Raw genomic sequence first — 17,261 nt, 5'->3', positions numbered from 1 at the left:
GGTCCCGGTAGGAGCACCGGTACGTACGAGGGGTGCTGCGGATGTTCCGCATCGTCGTCGAATGCTCCTGCCGGAACGCCCTGTCCGTCGAGCCGTGGGTCGAGGGTCGCTTTCCGGGTGGGGCGGCATGGGCACCGCACCCGGCTACGGTCGTGTCAGGATTCCGGCGGGAGAATCGGCGGGCTGAACACCTCTTCCAGCGGTATGGGTCCGGTGTAGGGGCGGCAGTAGCAGCCGACCCATACGCGCAGTCCGTGAATGTCCTTGCGACGGAGTTCCGCGTGGCATTTACCGGTCTCGCGGTCGTGCATCGCCAGGTCGTGGCCGTGGCCGCAGCGGGCGGTGAGTGCGTTCTTCGATCCGGTCCGTGGCCGCGAGCCGAACCGGCCGCCAATCCAGCCGATTGCGATCAGGCCGGCGCCGACCGCGAAGCTCAGTGGATCCACGGAAAGTGGACGTATACGCATAGATCGGGGCCGATGGTCGCCATGCTCGGGCAGCGCTCGTCGCTGCCGAACGGGGATCGGCCGCGGCTACCTGCTCACCGGGCCCGTGGGCGGTTGCTTGACGAAGCCGACGATATTGCCCGAGCCCGCTTCGTATTCCCTGCGCGCGACCCTATCGCTGGAGTTGCCTTCGATTGTGTAAATGGTTTCGCCGTCTTTTCTCTCCACGATGCCGATATGGTCGGGAGTGCCGTCGCCTTCCCAATCGAAAACGATCAGATCACCGGGTTCGGCCTCGGCGGCGGTCGCCTGTAGTTTCATCGCGTGGGCGTCGTTCCAGATGGCCGGTACATAGTTGGGGTTGGTCCAGTCGACGTCGTAGCCGGCCTCCTTCCACAACCAGCTGGTGAAGGCCGCGCACCAGGGCCCGTTGATGTTGTAGGGCTTGCCCGCCACATAGTTCGTGCCCGACTCGGCGACACCGAGTTCGCCTCTGGCCGCTGACAGGATGGTGCCGGTGGGGTCGTTCGGATCGGTGATCCGGTAGCTGGCGGTACTGGGGGTCGGCCGGTAGACGGGACTCAGCGGCACCCCGCCGCCGGTGCGATAGCGCTCCGGGACCTGCGGGACCGCTCTGTCGACATCGCGGGCACGGTTCTCGATTTCGATCGCCGCTTTCTCGACTTCGTCGTAGACCCGGCCGACGGCAATGAGTAGCGAACGGAGTAAACCGGCTTCGGTGGCGGCGGACAACCGGTACACCCCGTCCTCGCCCTTTGTCGTCGGGTGCGCGCCGTTCAGGGCGTCCTGCAAATCCTCCACGATCGCCACGATGTTCTGGTAGGTCTGGTTCGAGGTGTGGAAGGCCGAGACCTGGGAGTCGTCGACATCCCGGTTCTGTCGTTCGAGTTCGGCCGTCCGGTCCTTCACCTCCTGGCGCCGGTCGGAATAGTCGTCGACCAGCACCGACTCACCATCGGGCTCGTCGAGTCCCTTTTCGCTGAGCAATCCCTTGCCGTCCAGCCAGGCAACGAAATCCAACTGGTCGCCCGGAGTGCCGGAGGCCAGCAGCAGGATCGACCGCTGGATGTATTCCTCGACGGCATCGATGATCGCGTTGAGGCCCGGACTGGCGCCCTCGGGGTGCGGCAGCCTGACCTCGAGCTTTTCCACGGTGGTCGGGCTCATCCGGATCCTTTCTCTGCGTGGCCGGCGAGGCCACGGCAACGAATCGGGGACATACCGCTCTCGGGCCCGCGGCCCACTCCGGTGGACACTCGAGCGCGACATATTGCGGTTAACGGACATTCTCGGCGCCGAGAATTGTTCGCGCCAGTCGGCGGATTCCCGGTAGCGGGTTTATCTCCCGCGGCTACAGGGAGCCGTGGCCCGTGGGCAGGGTCCGCTCGCGCCCCGCCCGCGGCTACGATCGGGCATTCGAACAGGAGGTTTCGTGGAACAGCAGGCGCATTTCCTGACGCTCGCGACGGCCGATCTCGACGCGGCCCGCCGCTTCTATGTCGACGGTCTCGGCTGGGAACCGCTGCTCGACGTCCCCGACGAGATCATCTTCTTCCAGATCGCGCCCGGTCTGGTCCTGGGCTTCTTCGAGGCGGCGAAGTTCGCTGCCGATATCTCCGACGGTTCGGACCGCGCCGCGGTCTCGGGCCTGACCCTCTCGCATAATGTCGGCAGCCGCGATGAGGTGCGCGATACCGTGGACGCCGTGGTCGCCGCCGGTGGCACCGTGCTCAAACAGCCGCGGGACAGCGAATTCGGGGGAATATTCAACGGTCATGTCGCCGACCCCAACGGCGTGGTCTGGGAAATCGCGTACAACCCCGCGTGGCGGATCGACCCGGACGGCTCTGTCGTATTGAGTTGACGCGTGGCAGCAAATCGCCCGGGACGGCATCGGATTCCGGGAGGGGTGACCGGATCGGCTCCGGTGCCGCGCCCCGAAACGTAGTCTTCCGGGTACCGCCGCACCGGCCGCGGTGCGCACCGGCACGAAGAATCGGAGTTGGACACATGGTGATTCGGGAACGACTGGCACCGGCCTCGGTCGATTCCGTGCCCGCCCCGGTCTACGGGGAACCGTTCGAGACAGCGGACGGTGCCATCGTCATCACTGTCTCCCGCCGCGGCTGGCTTCCCGGTTCGGCGATGCGGCCCGCGGGGATCTTCGTGGTACGCGACAGCGTGGCCACCTGGGTTCCGGCGGTGGACGTCAACCGGATAGCGCAGCTTGGTGAATGGATCGGGTTGCTGGCCGCCGTGATCGCCGCGCTGGCGGTGCTGCGGCGTCCGCCGTGGCCGGACCTCTCCTACCACCACGGCTCCTGATCGGCGCGGCATACCCGAGTTCCGGCGCGGGTTCACTTAGGCTGCCCGCCAAATGTGCACACCCCAGATCATTCGAGACCTCCGCGCGACCGCCGACGACGCGCCGCGCTCGGGTCGGCGGGCCTTTCTCCGTGCCGCCGGTGCCGCGGGCGCCCTGGGCGTCGCCGCTCCGGCGATCCCCGCGCGTGCCGCCAACGGCGCAGTGGTGGATCTGACGCATGCGCTCAGCGCCCGGACCCCGACATGGCCCGGCGTGCCACCGTTTTCGATGGTTCCGGTCGCCTGGGAGGCGGCGGGCGGATTCGACCAGAATCTGCTGGCCTACTGGGAGCACACCGGAACACATCTGGACGCGCCGACACATCGTCGCGGCGCGCAGTCCACCGATATGCTCGCGGCGCGTGATCTGGTCGCGCCGCTGGTGGTGATCGATATCAGTGCCCGGGCCGGTTCCGATGCCGACGCGGCGGTGACGCCGGACGATATCGCCGCCTGGGAGACCCGGCACGGCCGGATCCCGGAACGGGCGTTCGTGGCCATGTACTCCGGCTGGGAACGCCGGCTGGAGGCGCCCGGCGCCTTCCTGAATCTCGATGACCAGGGTGTTCCGCACGCGCCGGGATTCGCCGCCGAGACCGCGGAGTTCCTGGTGCGCGAACGCGCGATCGTGGGTGCGGGCGTGGACACCCTGAGCCTCGACCGGGCGGCCGACCCGGATTTCGGAGCCCATACCGAGATCCTCGACTCCGGCCGCTACGGTGTCGAACTGCTGGTCAACCTGGCCGCGGTCCCACCGGCGGGAGGAACCGTGGTGGTGGGTGCGCCCAAACATGTGGGCGGCACCGGCGGCCCGTGCCGCGTGCTCGCCCTGACCTGAGCCGATTCAGGGCAGGGCGATGGAGAGCCGGTGCCGGAAGACATTGTTCGGGTCCCATTCCGCTTTGACCCGTTGCAGCCGCGGGTAGTTGGCACCGTAATACAGTGCGTGCCAGGGAGTGCTGGACCGGTTGAATTCCGGGTCGGCCAGATCGGGGTCGGGGTAGTTGATGTAGCTGCCGCCGTTGCGGTCGTCGGGGACCGGCACACCACCGGTCGCGGAATACAGCTCGCGGTACAACTGCCGGGCGACCCCGATATGGCGTTCGTCGTCGGCGGGTAGCCGCCAGGCGGCGTGGATGAGCATTTTCATGAACGAGTCGCGTGCCGGCATGGCGGTGGCGTCGGGTGTGACCGCGTTGATCGCACCGCCGAAGGGTAGGAACTCCAGGGCCGATTCGCCGACGAAGGCCGGCGAGACGATATGGCGGTAACAGCTGCGCAGTTGGTCGGTGGTGTATGGCCGGCGCAGGTAGGCCGCCTTGGTCTTGACCCGGGGCGGGTCGTCGGTGCCCGCGTAGTAGACATGCGCGACCGTATCGGCGTAGGTCTTCTCGACGGCCGGCGGGACCGTCGCTCCCGGGACCACCCCGGCACAGACCGTCGCCACGAACTCGTCCACCAGCGCCCGGGCGTCCGGCCCGTCGTCGGCCTGGATGATCAGCATCTCGCCGAATCCGGTCAGGGTGGGCCGGAAGCTGATCGGCGCGTACAGGCCCGCGAACCGGTTCCCGGGCTCGCGGTGGCGCGCGTAGAAATCGAGATAGTTGCCCATGAAGCGGACGAACGACTCCTCGGTGGTGACCGGCAGGGTCAGCTCGGTGCTGAGCATCGAACGCGGCGGCCGGGGGAGCGCGGTCGCCGGATCGGCGCCGTCGGATCCGGGGGATCGCAGCAGGTAACGGGTGACGATCCCGAAATTGCCGCCGCCTCCGCCGGTATGGGCCCACCAGAGGTCTTCGTGCGGCCCGTTCCTGGTCGCCGTCGTCAGTGCGACGCTGCCGTCGCGTGCCACGGTGGCCACCTCCACCCCGTACAGGTGGTCGGCCACCAGACCGTGCCGCCGCGACAGCGGGCCGTACCCGCCGCCGCTGATATGCCCGCCGACCCCGACGGCCCGGCAGATACCGCCCGGTACGGTCACGTTCCAGCGCGCCAGCTCCGTGTACAACTGCTCCAGGGTGAGGCCGGGACCCACCGAGAACGCGCGATGTTCGGCGTCCCAGTCGACGTGGTTCAACCCGCGCAGATCGATCAGTGAGCGGGTCTCCGCGCTGTCCACGAAGTCCTCGAAGCAGTGGCCCCCGGAACGGGCGGCCGGACGCAGGCCGTCCCGTACCGAGCTCGCCAGTGCCGCGCGCACTTCCTGCGCGGTCGCCGGGAGATGGATCCGCTGTGGGCGAGCGACGAATCGCCGGTTGTACCCGCGCAGGGTCAGGGCACGGTACGCGCCCTGACCGGGGAGTACGGCGGGGGCGGCCCGGGCTGTTGTGCGCGGCACGCTCACCGCGGCGGCGCCGAGAGCGGTCGCGGCGAAGAGCTTACGGCGTGACAGCATGCGAACCCCCTGCGTTCGATCCGGCGAATCTGCGTGACCACCCTAGTGCCACCAGCGCTTTCTCGGTCGCATTCCGTACCCGGCATCGTCGGTCCGCGACAGCCGGGCGGGTAGACAGTGCGTCGCGGCTTGCGCGGGAAGACCTCCAGGCTCTATGGTTCATTACATGAGTAATGAACCACTCTACCAGGCAAGGTGAGGACCCGTGCTCGCGGACGGTAAGCCGCTCTTTCTCCAGATCGCGGAGATGGTCGAGAACTCGATCATCGACGGATCGCTGTCCGAGGAGAGTCAGGCGCCGTCGTCGAACGAGCTCGCGGCCTTCCACCGGATCAACCCGGCGACCGCGGCCAAAGGCCTGAACCAGCTGGTGTCGGACGGGATTCTGTACAAGAAACGAGGGATCGGCATGTTCGTCACCGCCGGTGCGCGCGGTGCGCTGCGGCTGCGGCGCAGAGAACGCTTCGCGCAGCAATACATCGACCCGCTCATTGCCGAGGCGGACAAGCTCGGCCTGGGTATCGACGAACTCAAGACCCTGCTCGACCAGCGGGAGGGGACCCAATGAACACCACTTTCATCGACCCGGCGCTCGACAACGAGGTACTGGCCCGCGCCCGCGGGGTCACCATGCGGTTCGGCTCGGTCACCGCGCTCGACGATGTGACCTTCGATCTGCGCGAGAACACCATCTACGGGCTGCTCGGCCGTAACGGCGCCGGGAAGACCACTCTCATGCAGGTACTCACCGGACAGCTGTTCCAGACTTCCGGCGAAGTCCGCATCAACGGGGCGGTCCCGCACGAGAACGCCGAAGTGCTGCGCTCGGTGTCCTTCATCAAGGAGAGTCAGGCATACCCGGCCGATTACAAGGTCCGGCATGTGCTCGGCGCGGCACGGCATCTGCTGCCCAACTGGGACGAGGACTTCGCGCGCGAATTGATGCGCGATTTCGATCTGCCCGCCGACCGGAAGGTGAAGAAGCTCTCCCGCGGAATGACCTCCGCGCTCGGGGTCATCGTCGGTCTGGCGTCCCGCGCTCCGCTCACCTTCTTCGACGAACCATATCTCGGCTTGGACGCCGTGGCCCGGCAACTCTTCTACGACCGCCTGCTCGCCGACTACGCCGAGCATCCGCGCACCGTGGTGCTGTCCACCCATCTGATCGACGAGGTCGCTGACCTCCTCGAACACGTCCTGCTCATCGACCGCGGCCGGCTCGTCACCGACGCCTCGGCCGACGAGTTGCGCGATTCGGCCCTCAGCGTCGCCGGACCAACCTCCGATATCGACCGTTTCGTCGCCGGCCGGCCGGAGCTGCGCCGGGAATCACTGGGCACACAGAGCCGGGTCCGGCTGCGCACCGCCGACCACGCCGAGGACACCCGGCACGCGAAAGCGTTGGGCCTGCTGGTGGAACCGGTCTCACTGCAGCAGCTCATCGTCGAAACCACTCCTGTGCACGGCAAGGAACAGTCATGATCGCCCGCGCCCTCAATGTCTCCCGGATCCACACGGTGGCCTGGCCGCTGCTCCTGGCCTGGCCGCTGGGCATCCTCCTCGCGGCCTTCGCGATCCCGTGGGTGATCTTCGCCCTCGTCGACGCCACCGAAGCGAACACCACCGGCAGCATCTACTCCATCCTCGGCGTGACCATGGCGTTCTATATGGGCGCGATGACCCAGACCTTCCCGTTCGCCCTCGGTCTCGGTGTCACCCGCCGCGACTTCTTCAATGCCACCGCCCTGGTCGGCGTGGTGCAGGTGACCGGGACGGCCCTGCTGCTGTGGGTGCTGGCCATTGTCGAGGACCACACCGACGGGTGGGGTGTGCGGATGAGGATGTTCGGGCTGCCGGGCAGTTTCACCGACAACCGGCTGATCCAGTTGGGGACCTACGTGGCGTTCCTGAGCCTGGTCGCCTGCGTGAGCCTGTTGCTCGGCGCGATCTACCAGCGCTGGCGGGTCACCGGGCTGTTCACCACCGGCGCCGCCTTCCTGGTCGTCGGCGGCCTCGCCGCCATCCTGGTGACCTGGCAGCGCGGGTGGCCCGCGGTGGGTTCCTGGTTCGCCGATACACCCCGGGTGGTGCCGATGGTGGTGCTGCCCGCGGTGGTCGCGCTGGCGGCGCTGATCGGGGCGTGGGCCGCGATTCGCCGGGCCACCGCCTGACCGCCACTCGTCTCGAGCCCTGCCCGCGGCGGGCAGGGCTCTGTCGTCCCCGGATCGGTCAATCCGCGCCCGGCCGGTCCACCCGCCGGGCGAACGTGGTTTCGAAATGCCGCCAAGCGGTCCCGGGCGGTATCGGCGTCGACGGATCGGCGACCGCGGTGAGCAAGCCCACCAGTGCCCACGACACCATGGTGACCGTGAGCTCATCGGCGGGCAGGCCCGGCTGCTCGGCGAGATGCTCTCGCAGGATCGTCGCCATACTCTGCCGGTAGCCGCGCAACGCGGTCGCCGACGCCTTCGGGCCCACCAGCGGTCGGTACACCTCGGGATACCCGGCGGCCAGGTCGAGCATCACCCGCACCGGAGCCCACGGCCCCCGATCCGTGGAGTGGGCGATCTCTTTGCGTAGGTGCTCGGCGCAACTCACCACGAGCAGCTCGTCCTTGTCACGGTAGTGGGCGTAGAAGGTCGAGCGGCCGACATCGGCCCGGGCGATCACATCGCTCACGGTGATGCGGTCGTAGGGGCGCCGCATCATCAACTCGATGAGCGCCCGGTGCAGGGCGTCCCGGGTACGGCGGACCCGACGGTCCGGTGTTTCCATGCTCTTCCTCTCGACTTGGACCGTTGCCGGACAGTAGTCCAGGGTCTGTCCGCAAAAGGACACATCCGGCCGGATTGATTCTGGTCGAGGGTCGACCGAGCGGCGACTATCGGTGCATGACCTCAGATCAGCGTGTACGTAATTCCATGTTCGTCGACGAACCGGATACCGGTCTCATACTGTCCGGCCTGCGCCGGTACAAATTGTTCACCGCGGTGTACTTCCTCGGCGGGCAGGGGCGGTTGCTACAGGAAATCGTCGCCCGCAGTGGCCTGCGGGCGGGGGAAGACGCCCTCGATGTGGGTTGTGGTCCCGGGAAGCTCGTCCGCGCACTCGGTCACCGGACGGGACCCGGCGGCAGCGCCACCGGCGTGGACCCCTCTCCGGAGGCCATCGCATACAACCGGCACCACGATCCGCGTCACCGCTACCTCTGTTCTCCGGCACAGGAATTGGTGCTACCCGATGCGGCGTTCGACGTGGTCACCTGCACCTTTGTCATGCATCACATCCCCGAAAGGCATCGAGTGGCGGCACTTGCGGAGATGTGGCGCGTATTGCGGCCGAGTGGGCGGCTCGTGCTCGCCGACGCCCATCCGTCCGCCCTCGTACGGGCAGTCTTCCGAGCGAGCGACAGGGTTCGCCGAACGAGTAACGTCGACCGCTTCGCCGCCGTGGATATCCGGAACTACATGGCTGCTCTGGAAGAGGTGGGTTTCGCCGAATCGGAGTTCGCCGAGTTCGGGTCCGGCACGGGCGCCATCGTGGCCAGGAAACCGGACCGGGCAGGTGACGACTCGCAACGCTGAGGCCCCTGGGAGGAAGCGCCGGCATCGCACGTCGGTACCGAAGCCGGTTCTCATCGCTGGGTAGTCGTGACAATCATTTCGAGGCAGGCGGCGGAGAGAACATGGGAGGACTATGCCCGACAACAGCAATGCCGGTGAGGCCTGCGCGGATCGGCTGGAAAGGCATACCCGAGGCTGTGCTGCAAGGGCGCCCCTCACCGAAGACAGTCGATGATCGACACTGTCCACGCGGTCGGGACCTATCTGATCGATCTCCTGGAACGAATGGAGTTGCCGCATGATCCGGGGTCGGTTCGGGAGGTGCTGGAACATGCTTCCGGGGGGCAACTGAACACGAAGCGCGGTGATGGACGTCAGGCGAGTACGCTCACTCTTTCGGGCCTTCCGTTCGAGGCAAGCGTAACCGGTGGCAGAGGACGCACCACCCGCGCGGTTCGGTACGTCACGGAGCCCGCGACGCAGGAGACGACCTTTGAATCCAGGCTCACCGCCCAGCGGATCGCGGTCGGAGAACTCGTGCGGCGGCTGGCGTCCGGGGGCGACGAGACCACGGGGTTGTTCCGGTCCCTCATCGAGTACGTTCATCCCGAACCGGCCCTGGTCCCGACCTGGTACAGCGGCTCGACCTTCATTGGGGTCGTCTATCGCGATATGGCTGCCCTCCCGGTTTCCGGCATCAAAGTATATTGCGGTCCGCTGAGGTCGCCGGCTGCTCTCGAGGGACTGTGTCGTCAACTGCCAGGTTTCGCGGGGCTGGCTACGGTTCCCGAGGAAGGGCGACCACTCCTCAGGCCCCTTCTCGCTACCTTGGAGGCCAACGCACTCGGTGAGGTCGTATACAAGGTCTATATGAGTGTCCGGCCCCACATTGCCACACCCATGAAACTGGTCAGGTACTTCGGTGATCCGGCGTGGGAGATATTGTCCGAGCTCGTCGCGTGTGGTGCCGATCCCACTGCGCTCCATCGGTACCATTACTTCATTTGCCGGGCCCGTGGGCCCGGTGCCTCTACCCTGACACTCAACCCGCTCGCATTGGGCGATATCGACCTGACCGAGGTCACTCGTGAGCTGGCGACGCGGCACCACGGCTCCACCCATGCGGTGGACGCCATGGCAGCGGCCGCGCGAGCAGTCGGAGCTGCCTGGCATTACTCCGCATTAGGGGTGGGTTTCTCGGCAGACCACGGTATCGACAAACTGAATGTCTATGGTGTGCCGATATGGAGCGCCGGATGACACGGTCCTGTTTCGCGCGAGGGCTCGAGTAGGGCTTCGACGGTGTTGCTCCGGCTGTGGTCGGGACTTTGTACGCTAGTTGCCATATCGGAGTGGGCGCCGCCTTCCCAGGCTTGAGAATTCCTCGGATGGTATGGAACGCTGGATCAGCGCTGTCGACGGGAGGAGGAGTGTTGCGGCAGTTCGTGCGGCCGGCTCGGCGACTCTCTGCAGATGGCCTGGATTCCGAGGAAGAGATCGTGTTGCGGTCCGGTCGCGTGCGGTGCTCTCGACAGGCGCATACCCGGCCAGGGGGCTCATGATGAGGCATCCGAAGACCATCGAGGCCCTCGCCTTGGGGCGCGAATTCGTCCATGCGGCCGATGACATGCTGGAGCGCGTCGACCGCATCCGCGCTCGGCGGCCGTCCCCGAGTGGTCGAGTCATCCCGGAAGTGGATGGAATGTTCCGGTTGACCGACATGTATATCGCGCCCGGTACGATCGCGCACTTCACCGACAGTCGCGAACTGGCGGCCGACATCATGGCCGCCATCAACGAGAGCACTGTGGATGCTGCCCACCAGCACAAGCAGACGATCCAGGAGGCGGCTTGGCCCGATCTGCCGAAGGTGCCATGGGTGCCGCGGCGTCGTTGACCGGACGGGCGCAGTCCCGAGTGGCATCAGCGTCGTGTCGGTTATGAGCGCCGCGGAAGATGGTGAAGCGTCACCGCCCCGCAACCCGGGTCGGCGGATCTATGAGGTCTTCAATGCGGACTATTCGGTTGGCGTAGCCTGCAACACGGCCGGGGTCATAGTTGGTCTGCATCTCGGGGACGAGGTTGTGGACAACACGGACGCATGGCTGGCGGCGGAGGTCGTGCGAGTTGCTCGGCTCGCTCGTATGAAATCCGAGGTCGGCCGGCGGGCAATACTGATCGAGCGTGGGGTTCTACCACACATTGCGGATTCTCTCGGGCTTCCCAGCGAAGCCGATTATCAGCGTGCGGAGAAAGCGGAGTTCAGGAACGGATTCTGAGCCGAGGACATGCGCACGCGTCATTCGGACGTTCCGGCGGGGGAGGGGGCTTCGACCGGCGCTCCCCAAGTGTGGGGATGTACGAGAATCGGTCTGGAAGCCTCATCGGGAAGGGACACCGGCGACATGGACAGCATCTTCAATCAACAACCGGACGATGTCCGTGGTCGCGCGAGTCGAGCCCTCGACGGTGTCGCCCCAATCCGCGATAAGTCCAAGGACGACCCGGAGTGGGAGGCCCAGCTCTACGAAGGGGCGGGTTACGGCGTTCACGCGTATGCGGTCGCTGCCCGCCGGAAGCGGGAAGCCCGGACCAAGGGGTGGACTGCCGCAGCCGACAAACAGCAGGGCGGGGGCAATGTCGGGCAAAGCGCCGCAACGGAGTTCGAGCACATCGACAGGCAGGGCGGGGCCGGTGTGAACGGGGAATCGGAGCAGATCTGACGCGCGGCACATCTCGTTTCGGGTGGGCGGTCGGCCGATGTTGAGAGGTGAAGACCCCGGGCTTGTCGGCTGACTGAGATGTGTGCAGCGGAGTCCTGGATCTCGAGGGAGTGCATATGACCGATTACTTTGTGAACAAGGACGACGGTTCCCTCACAAAAACCGATCATCCACCGGACACGGGCTTCTACTATGCGCAGGACGGACCCGGCGGCGCTGTCACCCTGTACGAGGTGGACCCCTGGGGTGGGGACCCCAGGAGGATCGATCAGTGGGATTCAGGCGACGTCCCCTACGAGATCACCGAAAGCGGCAAAGCATACGGGCAGACCACAGATCATCACGGATTTCTGTGGATGGACAGTACGACTCATGCCGATATGGACGATCGCCGGAAAAATGATGATATTCTCGGCCTCGCAGATACTTTTGGGCCGGACTATGTGCCGAAAGATTCCGACGATCTCATAAAAGACGACGGTACCTACATCTCTCTGAAAAAAGAGGATGGCACATACGATGATTCGTGGCTGAGGATCGAAAAACCCATCGGAACTGACGGGGTGAAACCGTCTCGACAGCTTGTGTTGACAATCGAGCGGGCGAATTTGGAGCTGAACTACCTCACTCACCAGATCGGCACCGGTGACATAAACAAACCGAAGTTCCTCATGGATCCGAAGGGTGACAAAGCGCTGCTGGACGACGGGCTGAACGAGCCTTTCGTAACAAGACTCCACGAGGCGGCGGGGCAATCGTATGAGGCCGAGGGCACGCTGATTACAGAGCTGGCGACCATGAAGGAAGCCTGGATGGAGGTCGACAAGAGCTTCGCTGACGATGTCCTGCTGATCGATGACTACAACCATACGACCTTCAAGAGCATGGTCGACAAGATCTCAGCGGTCAACGAGGGGATCGCGCGGAGCCTGATCGGGGTCAACGAGGAGCTGGAAAAGCCGGTCCAGGATGCCAATGAGGACCTGGATTTATCGGAAGTGGGGATCCAGCATCTGGTCGAAGAGGCGCCCCTGTACAAGATCATCCGCGACGGTGTGGACGGCTGCGTCACTCTCGTCGATGAGTATTGCGACAGGATGGAACAACTCGCCAAGAGTGACAAGGACCGGTACGAACACCTCGTCGACGACGGCGAATGGCATGCCGGCAATGATCCGGCATCGGAAAAGCCGAAGGACGACGACGACAAAGGCGACGACGACAAAGGCGACGACGACAAAGGCGACGACGACAAAGGCGACGACGACAAAGGCGACGGCGGTAATAACGGCAACAACGGTAATGGCGGGAACAACGGCAGCAATAACAATGGAAATTCCGGGAACGACGCGAACTATGGCAACAACGGCGACAACGGCAATAATGGGAACAACAACGAGAGTTCTCAGAAACCCGTCAACTCCGATGATGCGCTGAAGGACCTGGACAAGGAGTTCTCCAATATTCTGGGCGACTCCACTCAGAAGACCGAGGATGAGTCGGACGCGACGGACACCGCGGAAACCGGGAAAGACGAAAAACAGTCGCAGGTCGACGCCATCAAGGAATACCTCCGGGGTGACGGCGAAAGCGGGCAGACGGGCAACACCAACGCTCAGCCCGCTGTGCAGCCGGCGGCGAACACCGGCGGCACCGGCCTGGAATCCATGATCCCGATGATGGGGCTCATGTCGGCGATGGGCGGCCTGGGTGGCAATGGTGGTCCGTTCGGGGGCGGTGACCAGCAGGGCAGAGAAGACAAAGACGACAGGGACGACGATCGGCGCGATCGCGACCGGCAGGCTCCCGGACCGGGTCAGCAGTCTCCCGGTGTGACCACCGCCGCGGCTCCCACCGATCAGGGCGCCGGCGTTCAGCCGGCGGTGACCGCGCCCGACGCCGGTACGCCGCCCGTGATAAGTACCCCGGGCGCAATGGTGGATCCCAAACTCACCGGTCCGGATGGCAAACCGCTGACCGGACCGGGCGGAAAACCGCTGGAGGTGTCCCAGGCCGTTTCGGACGCATTAACGCACCAGAAGGGGAATCCGGCGATCAATGCGAGTACGGCCTATGAGGGGACGCCGGCGGCGCAGACCCCGGAAAGACCATGGGAGATCGTGGACGGCGCACCGCGCACCGGTGATGTGATCGCTTGGGAGAGGCACAGCGCGGTCCTGATCAACAATGGGGCCGGGCTGTTCTACATCGAGAACGGGCAGGTGGTCGCGCTGGACCAGACCAACCTGGACAACGCCCAGTACGGCAAATTCCAGAACTTCCTGCACCCGAGTGGGCTGGACGCCGCCAGTGCGACCCCGGCGGCCCCGGAGTCACCGGGACTGCCGGAACCGAAGGTCACCCAGTCACAGCCGCCGGCGCCTCCCGCGGTGCAGGCGCCCAAGGAACCCCAGGCGACCTGAGTCAATGCCGAACCGCCCGGAGGTTTCCGATCCCGCTCCCAGGGGCCGGAAACCTCCGGCGGTGAATGCTAGTCTCCGCTGAGTTCGCCGGAGGGAGACTGTCATCAACGCGCTGTTGCTCGTCGTGCTGATCATCGTGCTTGTCGGTGCGGGTGTCGCGCTGTATCTGCTCGTCCGGAAGAAGGACGAGCCGGCGGCGCCGACCGGTCCGGTCGACCCGTTCGCCGACAAGGACTCCGATGCGCTGCGCGGTGATCCGCGGGCGCTGAAGGCCGGGGATATCGTCGATATCTTCGGCGAGACCTATACCGTCCGTGGTTCGCTGCGCCTGAAAGAAGGCGGATACCAGTGGAGTGAACATCTGCTGGATACCGCCAAGGGCACGCGCAAATGGCTGTCGGTCGAAGAGGATCCGGATCTGGAACTGGTGCTCTGGACGGAGACGCCGGGGGTTCCGGCGGCCGGGGGGAACGAGATCGAATACGACGGGAAGACCTTCCGGCTCGACGAGTCGGGGCAGGCCCGGTACGTCAGCGAGGCGACCACGGGCCTCACCCCCTCGGGCTCTGTCGCCTATCACGACTACGCCGCCGCGGACGGTACCCGGCTCTCCTTCGAGGATTTCGGCGAATCGGGCAAAAAGGAAGCCGCGATCGGGCAGGTGCTGTACCGGAGTGCGATTATGATCTACCCGCAGTCGTCGAACTGAGCGATAGCTGCGGCACCGGAGGGACTGTGCGCCGGACGGGGGAAGGTTTTGGTGTGAGTCGTAGGTCCTGGCTGTTCGCTGTGTGCGTCGTGATTCTCACGGTGGTGCTGTCCGGATGCGGGTCCGATGACGACGACGCCGGTGTCCGGTCCTATATCGGGTCGCACTACACGCGCGCGCCGCAGCTCGACGAAGCGAACAACGGGGTGGCGTATATGTCCGACAGGTCACCGACGGCGACGGCCGACGACATCACCAAGGGGGTACGCCAGCTGGACCGGCGCACCGCCGGCGCCACCACCTACCTGCAGTACCGGGACGACATCATCGCGATCTCCCCGAACGGTACCGGGGCCAAGGTCCTGCTGGACGACTACCGGACGGGGCACCGGCGGCATCACGGTGCGGTCGGTGTCTTCGGCTGGCCCAGCGACAACACCGGCTTCCGTGGCGGCGGTCCCGGCGACGGAAAGTAGCCGCCGTCCGCGCGTCCGGACCCATTCCCAGGAGGAAACAATGCTCGAAGACCTGCCCGCGAACGCCGGCGCCGCGGCCGCCTATTCCGGCCTCGGGATCGTGCTGATGGTGCTGGGGTTCGTCCTGGTGGATGTGCTCACTCCCGGCGACCTGCGTCATCAGATCTGGGTGGAGCGCAACCGCAATGCCGCCCTGCTGGTCGCCGCGAATATGCTGGGTGTGGGCATCATCGTCGCCACCGCCATCTGGACCTCCGACGGTGCGGTCGGGCAGGCGCTGGTCACCAGCGCGGTGTACGGGGTCATCGGGCTGGTGGCGATGGCGCTGGCGTTCCTGGTGCTGGAGTTCGCCACTCCCGGCGAGTTCCGGGGTGTGGTGAACGAGCCCGAACTGCACCCGGGGGTGTGGGTGAGTGCGGCGGTGCATATCGCGGTGTCCGCGGTGGTCGCGTCCGCGCTGACCTGAGTTGGCACCGCACGATTTCCCGGCCGGCACCGTCGCGCCGGAAGTCCCGCCGGTCGGGGACGCGTACGCGTCCGCCGCCGAACCGGCCGAGGCGCCGCCCGTCTCCGGACGGTTCGCGCGACTGGCCCTGCTCACCACGGTGTTCGTCTGTGCCGCGTGCGGGCTGGTGTACGAACTGTCTCTGGTGACGCTGGGCAGCTATCTGATCGGCGATACCGCCACCCAGGCGTCGATCACGCTCAGCGTGATGGTCTGCGCGATGGGGGTCGGTGCCCTGGCCGCGAAACCGTTGCGACAGCGGGCCGCCGCTGCTTTCGTGGTGGTGGAGTTGGCGCTGGCGTTGGTGGGCGGTCTCTCGGTGCTGGGCCTGTACGCCGCCTACGCCTGGCTCGACCTGTACACGGCGGCACTGGTGGCCGCGTCCTGTGTGATCGGGGCCTTGGTGGGCGCCGAGATCCCGCTGCTGATGGAGATGTTGCAGCGGATCCGCAAACAGGAGGCGGGCAGTGCGGTCGCCGATCTGTTCGCCGCCGACTATGTGGGTGCGCTGCTCGGCGGTCTGGCGTTCCCGTTCCTGCTGCTGCCGGTGTTCGGGCAGATCCGCGGCAGTCTGATCGTCGGAGTGGTGAACGCGGTGGCCGGGCTGGTCCTGGTGCTCATCTGGTTCCGCGCCGATCTGTCCCGGCTGGTGCGGGTGGTTCTCGGTGCGGTGACCCTGCTGGTGGCGGCGGTCCTGGTCGGCAGTTATGTCTACGCCGACCGATTCGAGGCCACCGCCCAGCAGGCCCTGTTCGCGTATCCGATCGTCTGGCAGCGGCAGACCGAATACCAGAAGATCGTGCTCACCGAATCGGTCTCGCCGTTCGGAACCCGGGACACCCGGTTGTTCCTCAATGGTGATCTGCAGTTCTCGTCGGTGGACGAGTACCGGTACCACGAGGCGATGGTGCATCCGACGCTGGCCGGGCCGCGCCGCGAAGTGCTGGTCATCGGAGGCGGTGACGGGCTGGCCCTGCGTGAGATCCTGGCGTATCCCGATGTGGAGTCGGTGACGCTGGTCGAACTGGATCCGGCCGTGATCGAGCTCGCCCGCACCGACCCCCGCCTCACCGAACTCAACCGGAACTCCTTCGCCGATCCGCGGGTGCGGGTGGTCACGGCGGACGCCTTCTCCTGGTTGCGGACCGCCGGTGCCGACTACGACGCGGTGATCGTCGATCTGCCCGACCCCGACCAGACTTCCATCGCCAAGCTCTATTCCACCGAGTTCTACGCGATGACGGCCCGGGTGCTGGCCCCCGGCGGCACCATGGTGGTGCAGGCGGGTTCGCCGTTCTTCGCTCCGCACTCGTACTGGTGTATCGCGGCCACCGTCCGTACGTCTGGTTTGAATATCTTGCCCTACCACGTGGACGTCCCCAGTTTCGGTGACTGGGGTTTCATCCAGGCCACCCGGGCCCGCGAGCCGCGGCTCGCGCTGGACCCGCCGGCCTCGCTGCGGTCGATGGACGAGGAGAGCCTGCGGGCCGCGACGATCTTCGCGCCGGATCGCCGGGACACCGGCGAACAGCCGTCGACGCTCATGCATCCGACAATTCTCGAGCTGGCCCGCAAAGAGTGGGTTTAGCGGCCGGACCTCCGCTGTCCCGATCCGCCGCAGCGTGGCCGGGGCGGC

At 66.0% G+C, this 17,261-nt stretch carries 19 protein-coding genes; 15 read left to right on the top strand and 4 right to left on the bottom strand.

From position 1 onward, the window contains the following. Positions 1–155: 155 nt before the first annotated feature. On the bottom strand, positions 156–446 hold the full coding sequence (locus NGR01S_RS14065) for a hypothetical protein (RefSeq protein ID WP_063036815.1): 291 nt from the start codon (positions 444–446) through the stop codon (positions 156–158). Between the two features lie 87 nt (positions 447–533). Then, positions 534–1,634, bottom strand: a complete 1,101-nt coding sequence (locus NGR01S_RS14060) for a C40 family peptidase (RefSeq protein WP_063036813.1) — start codon at positions 1,632–1,634, stop codon at positions 534–536. Positions 1,635–1,899: 265 nt separating this feature from the next. Between NGR01S_RS14060 and NGR01S_RS14055 the strand changes: the two genes are divergently transcribed. From NGR01S_RS14055 to NGR01S_RS14045, 3 genes are all read left to right on the top strand, one after another. Next, positions 1,900–2,331, top strand: a complete 432-nt coding sequence (locus NGR01S_RS14055; RefSeq protein WP_063036812.1) for a VOC family protein — start codon at positions 1,900–1,902, stop codon at positions 2,329–2,331. 146 nt (positions 2,332–2,477) lie between these two features. Continuing rightward, the gene (locus tag NGR01S_RS14050) at positions 2,478–2,792 is read left to right on the top strand and encodes a hypothetical protein (RefSeq protein ID WP_063036810.1); all 315 of its coding nucleotides are present in this window, start codon (positions 2,478–2,480) and stop codon (positions 2,790–2,792) included. Positions 2,793–2,844: 52 nt separating this feature from the next. Next, complete coding sequence (locus NGR01S_RS14045) at positions 2,845–3,669, top strand: cyclase family protein (protein ID WP_063036808.1); 825 nt, start codon at positions 2,845–2,847, stop codon at positions 3,667–3,669. Between the two features lie 6 nt (positions 3,670–3,675). Here NGR01S_RS14045 and NGR01S_RS14040 read toward each other — a convergent pair whose 3' ends face one another. After that, on the bottom strand, positions 3,676–5,226 hold the full coding sequence (locus tag NGR01S_RS14040) for an FAD-binding oxidoreductase (RefSeq protein WP_063036806.1): 1,551 nt from the start codon (positions 5,224–5,226) through the stop codon (positions 3,676–3,678). 247 nt (positions 5,227–5,473) lie between these two features. On the opposite strand from NGR01S_RS14040, the gene NGR01S_RS14035 reads away from it, so the two are divergent. From NGR01S_RS14035 to NGR01S_RS14025, 3 genes are read left to right on the top strand one after another with little or no spacing between them, the layout of a single operon-like run. Next, positions 5,474–5,794 (top strand): GntR family transcriptional regulator, encoded by a 321-nt coding sequence (locus NGR01S_RS14035; protein WP_373861422.1) that lies wholly within the window; start codon positions 5,474–5,476, stop codon positions 5,792–5,794. Beyond that, positions 5,791–6,708 carry an ABC transporter ATP-binding protein gene (locus NGR01S_RS14030; protein WP_063036802.1) on the top strand — a complete coding sequence of 306 codons (918 nt, stop codon included), beginning with the start codon at positions 5,791–5,793 and terminating at the stop codon, positions 6,706–6,708. Before NGR01S_RS14035 ends, NGR01S_RS14030 begins: the two co-directional genes overlap by 4 nt. After that, positions 6,705–7,397: a hypothetical protein gene (locus NGR01S_RS14025; protein ID WP_063036801.1), complete on the top strand. Its 693-nt coding sequence runs from the start codon at positions 6,705–6,707 to the stop codon at positions 7,395–7,397. The genes NGR01S_RS14030 and NGR01S_RS14025 overlap by 4 nt, the downstream gene beginning before the upstream one ends. Positions 7,398–7,455: 58 nt before the next feature. Here the strand turns inward: NGR01S_RS14025 and NGR01S_RS14020 are convergent, their stop codons facing one another. Continuing rightward, complete coding sequence (locus NGR01S_RS14020) at positions 7,456–8,001, bottom strand: TetR/AcrR family transcriptional regulator (RefSeq protein WP_063036799.1); 546 nt, start codon at positions 7,999–8,001, stop codon at positions 7,456–7,458. 116 nt (positions 8,002–8,117) lie between these two features. Between NGR01S_RS14020 and NGR01S_RS14015 the strand changes: the two genes are divergently transcribed. From NGR01S_RS14015 to NGR01S_RS13970, 9 genes are all read left to right on the top strand, one after another. Next, entirely contained in the window at positions 8,118–8,810 is a 693-nt protein-coding gene (locus tag NGR01S_RS14015; RefSeq protein WP_245664587.1) for a class I SAM-dependent methyltransferase, read from the top strand. A 210-nt stretch (positions 8,811–9,020) separates the two neighbouring features. Continuing rightward, positions 9,021–10,049, top strand: a complete 1,029-nt coding sequence (locus tag NGR01S_RS14010; RefSeq protein WP_063036795.1) for a hypothetical protein — start codon at positions 9,021–9,023, stop codon at positions 10,047–10,049. Between the two features lie 298 nt (positions 10,050–10,347). Then, complete coding sequence (locus NGR01S_RS14005; RefSeq protein WP_063036793.1) at positions 10,348–10,686, top strand: hypothetical protein; 339 nt, start codon at positions 10,348–10,350, stop codon at positions 10,684–10,686. A gap of 508 nt (positions 10,687–11,194) precedes the next feature. Further along, on the top strand, positions 11,195–11,512 hold the full coding sequence (locus NGR01S_RS13995) for a hypothetical protein (protein ID WP_063036789.1): 318 nt from the start codon (positions 11,195–11,197) through the stop codon (positions 11,510–11,512). 116 nt (positions 11,513–11,628) lie between these two features. After that, the gene (locus tag NGR01S_RS13990) at positions 11,629–13,935 is read left to right on the top strand and encodes a hypothetical protein (RefSeq protein WP_157107259.1); all 2,307 of its coding nucleotides are present in this window, start codon (positions 11,629–11,631) and stop codon (positions 13,933–13,935) included. A gap of 124 nt (positions 13,936–14,059) precedes the next feature. Continuing rightward, a complete protein-coding gene (locus NGR01S_RS13985; RefSeq protein ID WP_245664594.1) occupies positions 14,060–14,644 on the top strand; it encodes a DUF4178 domain-containing protein in 585 nt (194 codons plus the stop codon). A 53-nt stretch (positions 14,645–14,697) separates the two neighbouring features. Further along, a complete protein-coding gene (locus tag NGR01S_RS31535) occupies positions 14,698–15,120 on the top strand; it encodes a DUF4247 domain-containing protein (protein ID WP_169811910.1) in 423 nt (140 codons plus the stop codon). Between the two features lie 40 nt (positions 15,121–15,160). Continuing rightward, positions 15,161–15,586 carry a DUF350 domain-containing protein gene (locus NGR01S_RS13975; protein WP_063036781.1) on the top strand — a complete coding sequence of 142 codons (426 nt, stop codon included), beginning with the start codon at positions 15,161–15,163 and terminating at the stop codon, positions 15,584–15,586. A 121-nt stretch (positions 15,587–15,707) separates the two neighbouring features. Further along, on the top strand, positions 15,708–17,213 hold the full coding sequence (locus NGR01S_RS13970) for a polyamine aminopropyltransferase (protein ID WP_063036926.1): 1,506 nt from the start codon (positions 15,708–15,710) through the stop codon (positions 17,211–17,213). Positions 17,214–17,261: the final 48 nt, after the last annotated feature.

The organism is Nocardia grenadensis NBRC 108939 (assembly GCF_001613445.1).
Taxonomy (GTDB): Bacteria; Actinomycetota; Actinomycetes; order Mycobacteriales; family Mycobacteriaceae; genus Nocardia; species Nocardia grenadensis.
This window is presented reverse-complemented; position numbering and strand designations above follow the sequence as displayed.

Coding starts and splice junctions, on each gene's coding strand:
- NGR01S_RS14060 (WP_063036813.1), bottom strand. CDS start 1,634: ATGAGCCCGACCACCGTGGAAAAGCTCGAGGTCAGGCTGCCGCACCCC.
- NGR01S_RS14050 (WP_063036810.1), top strand. CDS start 2,478: ATGGTGATTCGGGAACGACTGGCACCGGCCTCGGTCGATTCCGTGCCC.
- NGR01S_RS14045 (WP_063036808.1), top strand. CDS start 2,845: ATGTGCACACCCCAGATCATTCGAGACCTCCGCGCGACCGCCGACGAC.
- NGR01S_RS14040 (WP_063036806.1), bottom strand. CDS start 5,226: ATGCTGTCACGCCGTAAGCTCTTCGCCGCGACCGCTCTCGGCGCCGCC.
- NGR01S_RS14035 (WP_373861422.1), top strand. CDS start 5,474: ATGGTCGAGAACTCGATCATCGACGGATCGCTGTCCGAGGAGAGTCAG.
- NGR01S_RS14030 (WP_063036802.1), top strand. CDS start 5,791: ATGAACACCACTTTCATCGACCCGGCGCTCGACAACGAGGTACTGGCC.
- NGR01S_RS14025 (WP_063036801.1), top strand. CDS start 6,705: ATGATCGCCCGCGCCCTCAATGTCTCCCGGATCCACACGGTGGCCTGG.
- NGR01S_RS14020 (WP_063036799.1), bottom strand. CDS start 8,001: ATGGAAACACCGGACCGTCGGGTCCGCCGTACCCGGGACGCCCTGCAC.
- NGR01S_RS14015 (WP_245664587.1), top strand. CDS start 8,118: ATGACCTCAGATCAGCGTGTACGTAATTCCATGTTCGTCGACGAACCG.
- NGR01S_RS14010 (WP_063036795.1), top strand. CDS start 9,021: ATGATCGACACTGTCCACGCGGTCGGGACCTATCTGATCGATCTCCTG.
- NGR01S_RS14005 (WP_063036793.1), top strand. CDS start 10,348: ATGATGAGGCATCCGAAGACCATCGAGGCCCTCGCCTTGGGGCGCGAA.
- NGR01S_RS13995 (WP_063036789.1), top strand. CDS start 11,195: ATGGACAGCATCTTCAATCAACAACCGGACGATGTCCGTGGTCGCGCG.
- NGR01S_RS13990 (WP_157107259.1), top strand. CDS start 11,629: ATGACCGATTACTTTGTGAACAAGGACGACGGTTCCCTCACAAAAACC.
- NGR01S_RS13975 (WP_063036781.1), top strand. CDS start 15,161: ATGCTCGAAGACCTGCCCGCGAACGCCGGCGCCGCGGCCGCCTATTCC.